Raw genomic sequence first — 14,145 nt, forward strand, 5'->3', positions numbered from 1 at the left:
GCCCCTTAAGGGGCTTCGTCCGTATCAGGCCCTTATAGGGCCTACTCAAGCCTCCGGCTTAGCCGGAGGTTTTGACTGTTGCTTGCAGGCTTGCAATCCGGTGAAAAAAAGCATATAATAAAAGCCGGCCTGACGGCTGAAGAAAAAATCCAAATTATAAGGGAGTGATATGCGCCGTGAGCGGTGACCCTCTGAGTCGAGAATACAGTATAACTGGCACGGCGTATTTGCTCTGCGTGTGACCGGCTCTGCCGGCAGCACCCGCGCGCCTGTGCCCATTTGATTCGCTGGCCCTGCATAGGAACAGCGGATCGGCGAGACAATAGGCGTGCGGGGATTTTTATGCCTTTTTGGCCCCTGCGCCCAGAAAGGCGTGATCAAATTTGCTTTCCATCCACAAGACGATCAACGGAAAAATGACCAAGCTGGATGCCGTTCAGGACGGCTGCTGGGTCAACCTGACTTACCCCAGCGAGGATGAACTGAATACGGTGGCGGTGACCCTGGGGGTGGAACCCACCTTCCTGCGGGCCGCGCTGGACGAGGAGGAGACCTCCCGTATCGATACCGAGGAGGGCCAGACCCTCATCATCATCGACGCCCCTTCGGTGGAGAAGGACGACGCGGTGGTGTACTCCACCCTGCCTCTGGGTATTATCGTGACCGAGAAGCACATCATTACCGTCTGCCTGAAGGAGACCTCCATCCTGAAGGACTTCCAGGACGGCTTGGTGCGCAATGCCGACACCCAGAAGCGGACCCAGTTTATCCTTTATATGCTGCTCCAGGTAGCCAAACGCTTCCTGCAATACCTGAAGCAGATCGACAAGATCTACAACTATATGGAACGCCAGCTTTACAAGTCTCAGCGGAACAAGGAACTCATCCAGCTGCTGGACCTGGAAAAGTCGCTGGTTTACTTCAATACCTCCCTGAAAGCCAATGAGGTCACGCTGGAGAAGATCCTGCGCGGCCGTATCATCACGCTCTATGAGGAGGACCACGACCTGCTGGAGGACGTACTCATCGAGGTGCGCCAGGCCATCGAGATGGCCAATATTTATTCCTCCATCATCTCGGGTATGATGGACGCCTTTGCCAGCGTGATCTCCAACAACCTGAACGTGATCATGAAGGTGCTGACTTCCATCACCATCCTGCTTACCATTCCCAATATCTTCTTCAGCTTCTACGGTATGAACGTGGCCAATCTGCCCCTGGACCAGTTCTGGTGGTTCCCGCTGGTTCTGTCTCTGGGCGTCATTGCGGTTACGGGAATCATTCTGAAGAAGAAGGATTTGTTCTGACTTGTAACCCGCTGCATGGTTCCGCTGCAGCGGGTTTTCCTTATTTGGGGTCCTGCAAAAAAATTTCAGTGTGAAAATATGGACGGATTCATATTGTGGTAACATTTTTATGGCATGATAGTTAGCAATGAACTGGTTGGCAAAGGGGTTTCAGCCCCCTGGGTACGAGAAGAGAATGGAGGTTTTTCATGGCGAGCAATCCGAAATACTGTGACATTACATCTGAGATTGAAGCTCTGGCGGCTCTGGCAAAGGAAAACAGCCGCATTGATCCGGGCGATTTTGTGAAGTACGATGTGAAGCGGGGCCTGCGGGACCTGAACGGCAAGGGTGTGCTTGCCGGCCTCACAGAAGTCTCTGATATTGTGGCCAAGAAAATTGTGGACGGCCAGGAGCTGCCCTGCGACGGTAAACTGTATTACCGCGGCGTGGACGTGGAGGAATTGGTGGCCGGCGCACTGAAAGAAGGCCGCTTTGGCTTTGAGGAGACCGCCTACCTGCTGCTGCTGGGCAAGCTGCCCAATCAGGAGGAACTGGACAGCTTTACCAAGCAGCTGTCCTATTACCGCTCCCTGCCCAACAACTTTGTGCGGGATGTGATCCTGAAGGCGCCCAGCCACGATATTATGAATTCTCTGGCCCGCAGCGTGCTTAATCTGGCCTCTTACGACGACCGCTGCGACGATATCTCCCTGCCCAATGTGATGCGTCAGTGCGTCCAGCTGATCTCCCTGTTCCCCATGCTCAGCGTCTACGGCTATCAGGCGTGGAACTATAAGAGCGGCAGCAGCCTGTACATTCACGCCCCCCGGCCCGAACTTTCCACAGCGGAGAATATTCTCACCCTGCTGCGGGCGGATTCCTCCTATTCCTTCTGGGAGGCCCATGTACTGGATATCTGCCTGACCCTCCATGCCGAGCATGGCGGCGGCAACAACTCCACCTTTACCACCCATGTGGTCACCTCCTCCGGCACCGACACCTATTCCTGCATGGCGGCGGCGCTGGCCTCTCTGAAGGGCCCCAAGCACGGCGGCGCCAACATCAAGGTGGTGCGGATGTTTGAGGATATGAAGGAACAGGTGCGGGACTGGAAGGATGAGGACGAGGTGCGCAATTATCTCCAGGCCCTGCTGGACAAGCGTGCCTTCGATAAGGCCGGCCTGATCTACGGCATGGGCCACGCCGTCTACTCCCTGTCCGATCCCCGCGCCAATCTGCTCCACTCCTTTGTGGAGAAGCTCTCCAGGGAGAAGGGCCGCAATGAGGAGTATGAGCTCTATTCCCTGGTGGAGCGGCTGGGTCCCGAGGTCATTGCCGGTGAGCGGAAGATGTATAAGGGCGTGTCCGCCAACGTGGACTTCTATTCCGGCTTTGTGTACCATATGCTGGACCTGCCTCTGGAACTGTATACCCCCATCTTTGCCATGGCCCGTATCGCCGGCTGGTCCGCCCACCGCATTGAGGAGCTTATCAATATGGGCAAGATCATCCGCCCGGCCTATAAATATGTGGGCGACCATGCCCCCTATGTTCCTATGAGTGGACGTTGAATCAACAAGAAGCGCCGCCCCGACCGGGGCGGCGCTTTTTTGCTCAAAAGGCTCTGCGAACCTCCAGGTAGTAGTGTTCGGTCGACGGGTCCAGCGTGACGGTTTTGATCCCGCTGTATAAATCAAAACCAAAGTTCTGCCGGACGATCCGAATCAAACCCCGGTCCTCCAAAGTGGCGGCCTGTTGGGTACAGGTCAGGTTGGAACCCAGCTGAGTCAGAAGATCATAGCCGTAGATTCCGCGGTTCTCTGTGTGGGCGCACACGAAGTCGTAGCTACCTTCTTTGATAAAGGCGGCCTCTACCGTGATGCTCTCCCCGGCGGGGATGGTGAGGGTGGCCTCCCCGTAGAAAATGCGTTCCTGGATGTTGCACCATTCGAATACCATCTCCAGCATCGTCATGTTGGACGGGATGGAGGTTCCAAAGCTCTTGCGGAGGGTGTCAAAGAATACTGCTCTGGGAAGTGCAAGAACACCCATTGGTTTTCCGTACTTTTGATCCAGGGTGTCTGGAGCCTGGCAGAGAGAATCCAGTACGTCACCCAGAGTGGACTGGTACTGGGTGACGTGGGCCGAGACGCCTGCCAGCTCCTCCCCGGGGGTACAGCTGCCGTCCTGGTAACCCTGAATGGTGTATTCCTCCAACGGATCTCCCACTACGATGAGCAGTCGGGGATCCTCGGCATGGGGTGAGTTGGAACCGGGCAGAGAGAAATGGCGTTGAGCCCAGCCTGCCTCTTCGTCAATCCCGCTGCCGTCGAAGCCGTAGGTCAATACGGCGGGGGCATCCTCCGACCAGGGGTAGGTCACCGCCAGGGTGGGGGCGATGGCATCGCTTTCCGGAAGGACAAAGTCGGTAAAAGAATAGACCGTCACCGGAGTGTCCAGAGTGGGGGCCTCCTGGTGGGCGGCTGTCAGATCTCCACCCTTGATGATGGCCGCGTATTCCTCCCAGGACTCCACGCTCTGGTTCCCGCCCACGCCGGGGTAAATGGCGGTCTCCAACTCTGTGCCGTCTGCCGTCAAGGTAACGGGATAGAGTTCATAGAAACTCCCGGCAAAGGGGTAGACCAGGGTGACAGTCTGGTCGGCGTCGGTGGGATTGGTGAGTACATAGGAGTCTTTGACCTCAATTTTGGTGCTGTTTCCGTCTTGCCATGGGGCAAAGTCCAGGGTGATGTGCCGCTCAGCGGTCAGATTGACGTCCTCCAGTGTGGTCAGAGGAAAGACCGGCCCGGCGTAGGACATGAAGGTGGAGGCCTCGTCGTGACCGGCGCCGGCGCCGCCGCTGCTGCCTCCGATCCGGGGCAGCAGCCAGAACCCACCCAGTACCACCACGGCCAGACCAGCGCATACCCCCATCCAGGGCTTGAATCGCCGGGACTGCCTGCGGGCGGCGGGAAGGGCGGCGATCCGCTCCCGCAGCTGCTGAGAGGCGTGGAGGTTCTCAACTTGGGCCAGATAATCCGTCTTATTCATCCTCAAAGCCTCCGATCATCCGTTCCCGCAGGGCCTGCCGCCCCCGGGAGAGCCAGGACAGTACCGTGTTCCGCTTGGCCCCTAAGATCACCCCGATCTCAGCAGCGGTGTACCCCTCAAAATAGTGCAGGTAGATGGTGTTGCGGTAGGGCTCCGGCAGGGTCCGCACCTCGTCCAGTACCGAGCCGTCCGCACCCGGAGGAGCGGGGAAGTGTTCGGACAGCGGCACTTCGCCGCTGCGCTTGGCCCGGCGGAGATTTTTGCACTTGTTGATGGTCACCCGCAGCAGCCAGGCCTTCAGATGTTCACTGTCCTGAAAGCCCTTGCCGCTGCGCAGCAGGGCCTCAAAGACCTCCTGGGTTACATCCTCCGCGTCCTGTAAGGTGGGGGCGTTGTGGCAGGCCGCCCGGTATACGGTGTCCAGATGGTGTTCCATTGCGTAGGAGAAGGGGGCATCCTCCTGGAGCTGCATGGCCATGGCGCTCTCTCCTTTCTGCCCTGTACACACCTGAGCGGGGCAAATGATTGCATCGAAAATAAAAAAGTTCGCCGCCGCAGCAGTGCGGCGGCGAACTTCGCTTTAAGGCTGTGCGGCTACCGCTTCGGCCACTCGGATGCCGTCCACGGCGGCGGAGGTGATGCCGCCGGCGTAGCCAGCCCCCTCACCGCAGGGATAGAGGCCCCGGACGGTGGACTGGTAGTCCTCCCCCCGGAGAATGCGTACGGGGGAGGAGGAGCGGGTCTCCACACCGGTGAGCAGGCTGTTCGGTGCGGCGAAACCGTGGAGCTTTCGGTCAAATATCGGCAGAGCCCCCCGCAGGGTGTCGGTGACATAGTCGGGCAGGCAGCGGTCAAGGTCGGTGGGGGTGACGCCCGGACGGTAGGTGGCTTCCACCGCCCCTAGGGCTTTGGAGACCTGCCGGGCCAGAAAGTCCTTCACGGTTTGGGCGGGGGCGTGATAATTTCCGCCGCCCAGGGTAAAGGCGGCCTCCTCCCAGCGGCGCTGGAAGGCAACTCCGGCCAGGGGATGGTCGGAGCCGAAGTCGGCGGGACCTACCCCCACCAGGAAGCCGCCGTTGATGTTCTTGCCGTCTCTGGTCCGATGGCTCATGCCGTTGGTCACCAGCCGCCCCTCCTCCGAGGCGGCGGCCACCACCTGGCCGCCGGGACAGACGCAGAAGGTAAAGGCGGAGCGGCCGTTAGGAAGGTGGCAGGCCAGCTTGTAGTCGGCGGCGGGCAGGCGTTCCCAGGCCGGGCCAAACTGGGCCAGGGAAATTGCATTCTGGGGATGCTCAATGCGCACACCGATGGCAAAGGGCTTCTGCTCCATAGGAACCCCGGTCTCCAGCAGCATCTGGAAGGTGTCCCGGGCGGAGTGGCCGGGGGAGAGGACCAGTGCATCACAGGGCAGATCATAGCTTCCCTGAGGGCCTTCTACCGTCAGGCCGGCTACCGCCCCATCCCGGAGGATGAGACCGGTGAGCTGATGGCCGAAGCGCACGTCGCAGCCCAGGCGAATCAGCTCCAACCGGATGTTTTTGACCACGTCCCGCAGCACGTCGGTGCCGATGTGGGGCTTGTGCTGGTATAGAATGTCCGCCGGAGCCCCCGCCTCCACCAGGGTGCGGAATACGGTGGAGATACGGGGGTCGTGGGTGCCGGTGGTCAGCTTACCGTCGGAGAAGGTGCCCGCGCCGCCTTCGCCGAATTGGACGTTGGAGGTTGTGTCCAGCACGCCGGTAGCCCAGAACCGCTCCACGTCGGCGGTGCGCTCCTCTACCGGGCGGCCCCGCTCCAGGACGATGGGGGCCAGACCGTTCCGGGCCAGAAAGAGGGCGGCAAACAGCCCGGCGGGGCCCATACCCACCACCACCGGGGGCAGGGGGGAGGTGCGGCGCACGGTTGGGAAAACATAGGGGACGCTCTGGTGGAGAGAGACGTTCTTGTCCCGGCACCGGGCCATGATTTTCTCTTCGTCGGCCATGGTCACATCCACGGTGCAGACGTAGTGGACGTCATTCTTTTTCCGGGCGTCAATGGACTGCCGGGCCAGGGACAGCCCGGTGATGGCCTCTGGTTTCACGCCGAGAATGCGGGCGGCCTTTTTTTTCAGCTGCCCTTGGCTGCCGTCAAGGGGCAGGGAGATATTTTGGATGCGGAGCATAGAGTGATCCTCGTGTTTCTCAGGATGGTGGTATTATACCATAAACAAAGAGAAAGGGCATCCTCCGATTGTTCGGAGGATGCCCAATAGAGGCGAAAAGTCCGATTAGTAACTGACGCCCTGCCAGATCATGGCGTCGGCCAGCCCCAATCTGCGGGGCAGATTGGGAACCCCGTGATTTGATCTGCCTGGGCGGAGTGAATCCGCCCAACATCAAGGTTTTGCCTGTGGCAAAACGCTTGTACGGCGCTTACGCGCCGCCCCATCTGCGATGGGGCCCTGGTGGCCGACGCAAAGGGGGGACGCGGCGTTGCCGCGTCCCCCCTCAATAGGCTGATTTGTTGCTTTGGTGTCAGCTTAGTAAGATACGCCCTGCCAGATCATAGCGTCGGCCACCTTCATGAAGCCGGCGATGTTGGCGCCCGCCACCAGGTTGCCGGGCATGCCGTACTCCTCGGCGGCCTTGGCGGCGTTGTGGTAGATGTTGGTCATGATGTCGTGGAGCTTCTGGTCCACTTCCTCGAAGGACCAGCTCAGACGCATGGAGTTCTGGCTCATCTCCAGGCCGGAGGTGGCTACGCCGCCGGCATTGGAAGCCTTGGCGGGAGCAAACAGCACACCGTGCTGCTGGAACCAGGCAACCGCCTCGGGGGTGGAGGGCATATTGGCGCCCTCGGCCACAGCGAAGCAGCCGTGTTCCACCAGGGCCTTGGCGCCCTCCAGGGGCAGCTCGTTCTGGGTGGCGCAGGGGAGGGCGATGCCGCAGGGAACAGTCCAGATGCCCTGGCAGCCCTCGTAATACTTGGCGGTGGGGACGTAATCCAAGTAGGTCTTGATGCGCTCCCGCTTGACCTCCTTGATCTCCTTGATGACCTTGTAGTCGATGCCGTTCTCATCCACGATGTAGCCGTTGGAGTCGCTCATGGCGATGACCTTGCCGCCCAGCTGAGTGGCCTTCTGGTTGGCGTAGATAGCCACGTTGCCGGAACCGGAGATGACTACGCTCTGGCCCTGGAAGGACTTGCCGGCCGCCTTAAGCATCTCGTTAGCAAAGTAGCACAGGCCGTAGCCGGTGGCCTCGGTACGGGCCAGAGAACCGCCGTAGCTCAGGCCCTTGCCGGTAATCACGCCGTTAAACTCGTTGCGGATGCGCTTATACTGGCCGAACAGATAGCCGATCTCACGGGCGCCCACGCCAATGTCGCCGGCGGGCACGTCGGTGTCAGGGCCGATGTGGCGCTGCAGCTCGGTCATAAAGGACTGGCAGAAACGCATGACCTCGTTGCTGCTCTTGCCCTTGGGGTCAAAGTCGGAACCGCCCTTACCGCCGCCCATGGGCAGGCCGGTGAGGGAGTTTTTGAATACCTGCTCAAAGCCCAGGAACTTGATGATGGACAGGTTGACGGAAGGGTGGAACCGCAGGCCGCCCTTGGAGGGGCCGATGGCGGTGGAGAACTGGACCCGATAGCCGCGGTTCACCTGGACCTGGCCGTGATCGTCCACCCAGGAGATGCGGAAGAGCAGGCTGCGCTCAGGTTCCACCATGCGCTCAATGACGCCGGCCCGGGCCAACTCGGGCTTCTGGTTGAACACGGGCTGGAGAGACTCCAGAACTTCGCCTACGGCCTGAAGAAACTCGGGCTCATGAGCGTTTTTTGCGCAGACGTTTTCATAGACGCCCTGCAGGTAGGAATTCGTAAAAGTAAATGCCATAGTTCCAAACCCCTTTGCCTGGCGGCCCCTCCGGGCCGGCCAAAATTTTGCGATGGATTGCCGTTGTGCAAAACACTTTGCTGTGTTGAAGTTATTATAATTCATATAAGCTAAAAATGCAAGAGAAAAAATAAGAATTGCATATTTGACGAAAAACAATGAAGCTATTCAGGTAAAGCTGCACCGATTTGACAGCTGCATTGCAAATAGAAAAGGAAAGACGCCCGTCTTTGACGGGCGCCTTTCCGAAGAAGCGGCAGAGTTCTTATTTCTTATTCTTGCTGAGAATGCACAGAAGAATGCCTACTACCAGCAGGATCACACCGATCACAATGAAGATGGTGCCGGGATTGGTGGTGCCGCTGCTGATCAGGCTGTTGAATTGAGCCTCCAGGCTGTTGTTCTGCATAAAGCCAAAACCGGCGCAGACAACACCAGCCACCGCCAAAATGATACCAAGAATAAACATGCTGATTCTCCTTTCTCTCTTTTCTCTCTACGGCTTTACCCAATGCCATGGGCAAAGCCCGTCCGATGGGCTGTCCCACACGAACAGCACTATTATACAAAAGTATTTAGAAATGTCAATCCAAACCCGAATTGTTTTTAGCGGCATAGACGGCGGAGCCAAAAATTTCTTTGACGGGAACCGCCAAATGCATTATACTTAATAATAGGATAGGAGGTGTCCTTATGAAACATATCGTCATCACCATTGGCCGTGAATATGGCTCCGGCGGACGGCTGATCGCCAAACAGCTGTCGGAGGAGATGGGCATCACATTCTACGATAAGCAGCTGATTTCCGATGTGGCCAAAAAGACCGGGTTTTCCGAACACTTTATCCGTAACGCGGAACATCAGCGCCCAACCAACAGTTTCCTTTACGACCTCTATACCAGTGTGCAGACACCGTCGGTTCCTGACCAGGTATTCATTGCGCAGGCCAAGGTCATTAAAGAGGCGGCCGCCCGTGAATCCTGCGTGATCGTTGGCCGCTGCGCCGACTACATTTTAAGAGATCTGCCCAATTGCCTGCGTGTATTTATCAATGCCCCGCTGGATCAGCGTATCCGCCGTGCCCGGGAGGAATATGGCGTTCAGGAACCCAACCTGGAGAGCTACGTCATTCGCCAGGACAAGGCCAGGGCGTCCTATTATAATTACTTCGCCACAGGCCGCTGGGGCCAGAGCAGGGAATACGACCTGTGTGTGAACAGCCGTATTGGTATTGATGCCGCTGTGGCGGTCATTCGTGCCGCCGCCCAGGCCATCTGAGTGGATCACAAAGCCCGGACCCGCTGTGACACAGCGGGTCTGGGCTTTTCCTTTGTGTAAAATCGCATAAATTGTGAACAAAAATTATTTTTTGTGTGAACTTTAGCACTCTCATGTTGACAGTGCTAATTTTAGTGCTATAATAAAGCTGTACTTGAGAGAGGGACCAAGAAGGACCGCTCTGAAGGACAAAACATAAATGGATGGCCGGTTCCAAACTGGCCGCAACAGGTAACAAAAGCTCGCCACCGCGCGGATCTGCCCCCGCAGCTACGAGCCGTCGAAGACGAATGGAGGTATGACTTATGTTACCTAGCATTTTTGGTGAGAATCTGTTTGATGACTTTTTCCAGGACCCCTTTGACCGGATGTCTGTCTTTACCGATCACAACCCGCTCTATGGCAAGCATGCCAAGAACCTGATGAAGACCGATGTGCGGGAGACCGAGAATACCTATGAGCTGGATGTGGATCTGCCCGGGTTTAAGAAGGATGAGGTCCAGTTGGAGCTGAAGGACGGCTGCCTGACCATCAGCGCCGCCAAGGGATTGGATAAGGACGAGGAGGACAAGAACGGTCGTTACCTGCGCCGGGAGCGTTATGCCGGCCAGTGCAGCCGCAGCTTCTATGTGGGCGATCATATAGAGCCCAAAGATGTATCTGCAAAGTTTGAGGATGGTATTCTGAAGATCACTCTGCCCAAGGCAACCCCGCAACTGCCTGTAAATCACACCATTGCCATTGAGTGATGTGCTGTGCCGGCGCCCGCCACAGCATCTGTGACGGGCGCTTTTCCTGTTCGGGAACTGAAGCGCTGTATCCGTTGGAAATACGGGAAGTAAGGAAGGTCTAAAAAATTTTTCTCCAGATTGAAAAAAAGACTTGACGGGAAAGTTAAGTTGTGCTATCTTTATATCAGAAATGATAATCATTACTGATTAGCAATTCCAGCAATCACCATGATATTTAATTTTAAATGTAGGAGGAAAATCATATGAAAAAGTGGGTCTGCTCCGTTTGCGGTTATGTTCACGAGGGGGATTCCGCCCCTGATTTCTGCCCCATCTGTAAGGCTCCCAAGGAGAAGTTTGTGCTTCAGGGCGGCGACAAGACCTGGGCTGCCGAGCATGTGGTAGGCGTGGCCAAGGGCGCTCCCGAGGAGATCATCCAGGGCCTGCGCGAGAACTTCCAGGGCGAGTGTTCCGAGGTCGGTATGTATCTGGCTATGGCCCGTGTGGCTCATCGTGAGGGCTATCCTGAGATCGGCCTGTACTGGGAGAAGGCCGCCTATGAGGAGGCTGAGCATGCTGCCAAGTTTGCCGAGCTGCTGGGCGAGGTTCTGACCGACTCCACCAAGAAGAACCTGGAGATGCGTGTGGACGCCGAGAACGGCGCTACCGCCGGCAAGTTCGAGCTGGCCAAGATGGCTAAGGAACACAACCTGGATGCCATCCACGACACCGTTCACGAGATGGCTCGCGACGAAGCCCGCCACGGCAAGGCTTTCGAGGGCCTGCTGAAGCGCTACTTCGGCTAATTGAAACCGCATAAATAAGCACTTTTTGAGAGGGAATGGGGAAACCTGTTCCCTCTCTTTTTGCGCGCATGGTGTCCCGAGGGTGTCCCGTCGCCAGTTGGCCGTGTTCTAAATCAAGAAAAAGTGTCCCGTGTAAAAGGTGTCCCTAAATCAACAAGTTGCACAAAGAATGGTGTCTTTCTGGTAGGCCGTCAGAGGCCCATTTCTTTGACCCGTCTATAAAAGGTGTTCGGCTTCAAGCCAACCTCCTGCATGGCGGCGGTGGCTGTTATCTCCCCGGCCCTCCACCGCTTGCAGGCGTCTTTGAATTGCGCCTCGTCCACCTCCAAGGGCTTGCGGCCCTTGTACTTGCCCGCGTCCTTGGCGATTGCGATTCCTTCCCGTTGCCGCTCCAAGATGTTTTCCCGTTCCAGTTCCGCCAGAGCGCCGAACACTGTCAGCATGAAACGGCCTTGCGGCGTGGTGGTGTCGATGCTCTCTTTCAGACTGACAAACTCCACCTGTTTCTCCGTCAGTTCTGACACGATGGAGAGTAAGTCGCGGGTGTTGCGGGCGATACGGGAAATACTCTCCACAATAACCATGTCCCCGGCCCGGACAAAGGTCATCATTTCCTTGAACGCCTTGCGGTCTGTGTTCTTGCCGCTCGCCTTGTCAATGAACAGTTTTTCGGCCTTCTGTTCCTCCATCATTTTCAGTTGCCGCGCCTCGTTCTGCTCAATGGTGGAGCAACGCACATACCCAACCCGCATTGCCGCACGCCCCTTTCGTTCTTTCTGGTATCATTGTACCACAAAGGCGAAAGTATGTCAATAGAGTATTTTATATTTTTGAAACATTTCAAATATAAGAAAACAACTTGTGTGACACAGAAAACGGCGCTGTTTCAATATGTCACTTGGGTATACCCTATTGACAGAGAAAGGAAATGATACTCTAAAAGTATCACTTCCTTTCTCATTTTCATCATTTCTCTTTTGGAGGGACTTCTGCGACTTTTATAGAAATCGGCTCGCTAAACTCACCATCGTATGTTTCTTCTTCCCCATCCTCGTCTATGGTAACTTGATAGCTGTATGCATATACTGTGTCGATTATCTCTGCAAGTTCTTCTATTGTCTCTACACCGCGGGTTTCATTTGTTTGAAATCTGAACCAACCAGCTTGACCCGCCCTCAAATTTTCTACGGCATTGAAAGCATCTACAACAATATCACCATTTGTATCTAAACCTTGAAATCGAACAATAACGTAGTCCATATCAGTTTCCGTTATATTACGAAATTGTAGTTCAATATCTACCCCATAGCCATAGTTATATCGCACGTTCTCATATTCAAGTTCATCGAAAAATACTTCAGTTTCCGACAATTCATCATTATTTTGCGACAAAACTTCTGATGATTGTGTAACATTAGGCGATTGAGACGCAGATTGACCGCCGCAAGCCGCCAAGGACAACATGAGCGCCGCCGCCAGAATGAGCGGAAATACCCTTTTCATTTTTTCTTATCTCCTTCCCGCACGACCTCTGAAAAGGTGTGCTTAACAATCGGGGGTGTCCCCTTCATTTTGATGTACCTTGCAACCGTGGAGCCGCTCCGCCCGATCTGACGGCCTACCTTCGCATAGTTGCCAAGCTGGGCATATAAGCGGTGCATTTCCACGATTTCCGCCGGGGTCACTCTTGACCCGGCCATTACTTCACGACCTTATCTTCTGCCCGGAGCATGGTTTCCTTCATGGCCTTTTCAAACTGGTCGCGGACATATTCCTCCGCCGTCCATTTCTTATCAGAGCCGCCCTCTGCAAGAATCTTGTTCATCTTGTCGAGGTGAGTAAAGAAAGACTTCGGCAGAATGATTCGGCCCTTTTCCGTATCCAAAATAATACGCATAACCAATTCCTCCTGACAAAACAAAAATGTACGAATATTGTGCAAATCGCCAGTATTTCGTACAATCTATCATAGCTACACCCTCTCAAATTTATTCAATTCCCAATTCATCAAACTTTTCCCAAATCAAATCGTGCAGTTCATCTTCTGTCAAATCTAAATGATTCATAACTGTATCTACATCAACCTCTATTTCTTCCATGCCCTCATTGGTACATTCGTTATATTTTCGTGCATTGTCTCCTTGATCTAATATTCTTTCAGCGTCATTATCACTAAAATATTCTGAATTATCACCTAATCCGCCCCTGTTTGTTTCGATGTATAATTCATCTCTTTCCTTTCCGCCCATACTATTAGCGGCGTTGAACTCAATCTTTACCATATGATATCCCTGGGGCTCTCCGGGTTCAGCAACAACGGTCAATTTCAGAATGGATGCGCTCTCAGGGTCTTTCAAATTATCATAAAAATAGTCTGTAGCCGCTTTTACTGCTGTAATAGCCTTTAATTCTTCTATGGTGAATTCCTGTTCATTATCTTCGCTTGGTGCAACTTCACTGTTATTGCCACAGGCACTCAAAGAAATACTCATAACAAGTACAAGTATCAATGCAATCATTTTTTTCATATCTCAACAATCTCCTTTTCTAAGGCTTGTTTTTGAGCCGTCTCCGGCTTGCCGCCCATCATTCTAATTTCGTGCTTGCTGGGGGCGTTGCTTATGGCGGGATCAATAAACAGAAACGTCTACTTTTTCGGGTTCACCTACAAAAGCCCCAGTTTTATCAATAACTGCCTCAAACACACTGTCAGCATTATTGGCGAACAAAATAGTGGCCTGTCCATTTTCAAAGTACGGGGCGTTTACTCCCATTTCACTGGAGTAGGGTATTCTACCCATGTTATACGATGACAAATCAATGACCATATTCCCTTCAATGTCATAAAAGCCGGGGCGGGCCGCCTTGTCAGTACAGGCATAGAACAATCCCTCCGAATAGACGGGGAAATTGTGGCCGGGCTTATTGGGCACGAACTTGCAGGTGAACTCGGTGATTTCGCCCTTTGTGTTCAGCGCATTGAGTCTGCCGCCGCCAAAGGCGTCCTCTGCTTCGCAGAAAAGTGAGTACCCATCTTGGAAAGTAGATATTTTAGAGGCATCAAACTCGGCTTGAGAATTATCGACAACATTCCAGATAAGACACTCCCAGAC

General features: G+C 55.0%; 15 protein-coding genes. 5 read left to right on the forward strand and 10 right to left on the reverse strand.

Going from position 1 to position 14,145, the window contains the following annotated elements:
• The first annotated feature begins 383 nt into the window (after nt 1–383).
• Both Q0K43_RS11565 and Q0K43_RS11570 read left to right on the forward strand, forming a co-directional pair.
• A complete protein-coding gene (locus tag Q0K43_RS11565; protein ID WP_297290677.1) occupies nt 384–1,307 on the forward strand; it encodes a magnesium transporter CorA family protein in 924 nt (307 codons plus the stop codon).
• A gap of 188 nt (nt 1,308–1,495) precedes the next feature.
• Nucleotides 1,496–2,860: a citrate/2-methylcitrate synthase gene (locus Q0K43_RS11570; protein ID WP_297290678.1), complete on the forward strand. Its 1,365-nt coding sequence runs from the start codon at nt 1,496–1,498 to the stop codon at nt 2,858–2,860.
• Nucleotides 2,861–2,903: 43 nt separating this feature from the next.
• Here the strand turns inward: Q0K43_RS11570 and Q0K43_RS11575 are convergent, their stop codons facing one another.
• The 5 genes from Q0K43_RS11575 to Q0K43_RS11595 form a co-directional block, all read right to left on the reverse strand.
• Nucleotides 2,904–4,340 (reverse strand): hypothetical protein, encoded by a 1,437-nt coding sequence (locus Q0K43_RS11575; protein WP_297290679.1) that lies wholly within the window; start codon nt 4,338–4,340, stop codon nt 2,904–2,906.
• Entirely contained in the window at nt 4,333–4,818 is a 486-nt protein-coding gene (locus tag Q0K43_RS11580) for an RNA polymerase sigma factor (RefSeq protein WP_297290680.1), read from the reverse strand. The genes Q0K43_RS11575 and Q0K43_RS11580 overlap by 8 nt, the downstream gene beginning before the upstream one ends.
• 102 nt (nt 4,819–4,920) lie before the next feature.
• Nucleotides 4,921–6,504 (reverse strand): NAD(P)/FAD-dependent oxidoreductase, encoded by a 1,584-nt coding sequence (locus tag Q0K43_RS11585; protein WP_297290681.1) that lies wholly within the window; start codon nt 6,502–6,504, stop codon nt 4,921–4,923.
• Between the two features lie 357 nt (nt 6,505–6,861).
• Nucleotides 6,862–8,217, reverse strand: coding sequence for an NADP-specific glutamate dehydrogenase (gene gdhA, locus Q0K43_RS11590; protein ID WP_297290682.1), 1,356 nt, complete (start codon nt 8,215–8,217; stop codon nt 6,862–6,864).
• A gap of 265 nt (nt 8,218–8,482) precedes the next feature.
• On the reverse strand, nt 8,483–8,686 hold the full coding sequence (locus tag Q0K43_RS11595; RefSeq protein WP_297290683.1) for a DUF3185 family protein: 204 nt from the start codon (nt 8,684–8,686) through the stop codon (nt 8,483–8,485).
• A 224-nt stretch (nt 8,687–8,910) separates the two neighbouring features.
• On the opposite strand from Q0K43_RS11595, the gene Q0K43_RS11600 reads away from it, so the two are divergent.
• The 3 genes from Q0K43_RS11600 to Q0K43_RS11610 all read left to right on the forward strand — a co-directional run bounded on the left by Q0K43_RS11600 (nt 8,911) and on the right by Q0K43_RS11610 (nt 11,032).
• Nucleotides 8,911–9,495 carry an AAA family ATPase gene (locus Q0K43_RS11600; RefSeq protein ID WP_297290684.1) on the forward strand — a complete coding sequence of 195 codons (585 nt, stop codon included), beginning with the start codon at nt 8,911–8,913 and terminating at the stop codon, nt 9,493–9,495.
• A 305-nt stretch (nt 9,496–9,800) separates the two neighbouring features.
• Nucleotides 9,801–10,244, forward strand: a complete 444-nt coding sequence (locus Q0K43_RS11605; protein ID WP_297290685.1) for an Hsp20/alpha crystallin family protein — start codon at nt 9,801–9,803, stop codon at nt 10,242–10,244.
• Between the two features lie 245 nt (nt 10,245–10,489).
• Complete coding sequence (locus Q0K43_RS11610) at nt 10,490–11,032, forward strand: NADH peroxidase (RefSeq protein ID WP_191396776.1); 543 nt, start codon at nt 10,490–10,492, stop codon at nt 11,030–11,032.
• A gap of 191 nt (nt 11,033–11,223) precedes the next feature.
• On the opposite strand, the gene Q0K43_RS11615 is transcribed toward Q0K43_RS11610, so the two are convergent.
• From Q0K43_RS11615 to Q0K43_RS11635, 5 genes are all read right to left on the reverse strand, one after another.
• A complete protein-coding gene (locus Q0K43_RS11615) occupies nt 11,224–11,784 on the reverse strand; it encodes a recombinase family protein (RefSeq protein ID WP_297290686.1) in 561 nt (186 codons plus the stop codon).
• Between the two features lie 214 nt (nt 11,785–11,998).
• Nucleotides 11,999–12,535 (reverse strand): hypothetical protein, encoded by a 537-nt coding sequence (locus tag Q0K43_RS11620; protein WP_297290687.1) that lies wholly within the window; start codon nt 12,533–12,535, stop codon nt 11,999–12,001.
• 196 nt (nt 12,536–12,731) lie between these two features.
• Nucleotides 12,732–12,929, reverse strand: a complete 198-nt coding sequence (locus Q0K43_RS11625) for a hypothetical protein (protein ID WP_297290688.1) — start codon at nt 12,927–12,929, stop codon at nt 12,732–12,734.
• A gap of 91 nt (nt 12,930–13,020) precedes the next feature.
• Complete coding sequence (locus Q0K43_RS11630) at nt 13,021–13,560, reverse strand: hypothetical protein (RefSeq protein WP_297290689.1); 540 nt, start codon at nt 13,558–13,560, stop codon at nt 13,021–13,023.
• 102 nt (nt 13,561–13,662) lie between these two features.
• Nucleotides 13,663–14,145: hypothetical protein (locus Q0K43_RS11635; RefSeq protein ID WP_297290690.1), on the reverse strand; the 483-nt coding region annotated here is incomplete at its 5' end.

This window comes from uncultured Flavonifractor sp., from assembly GCF_944383115.1.
In the GTDB taxonomy this organism is placed as follows: domain Bacteria; phylum Bacillota; class Clostridia; order Oscillospirales; family Oscillospiraceae; genus Flavonifractor.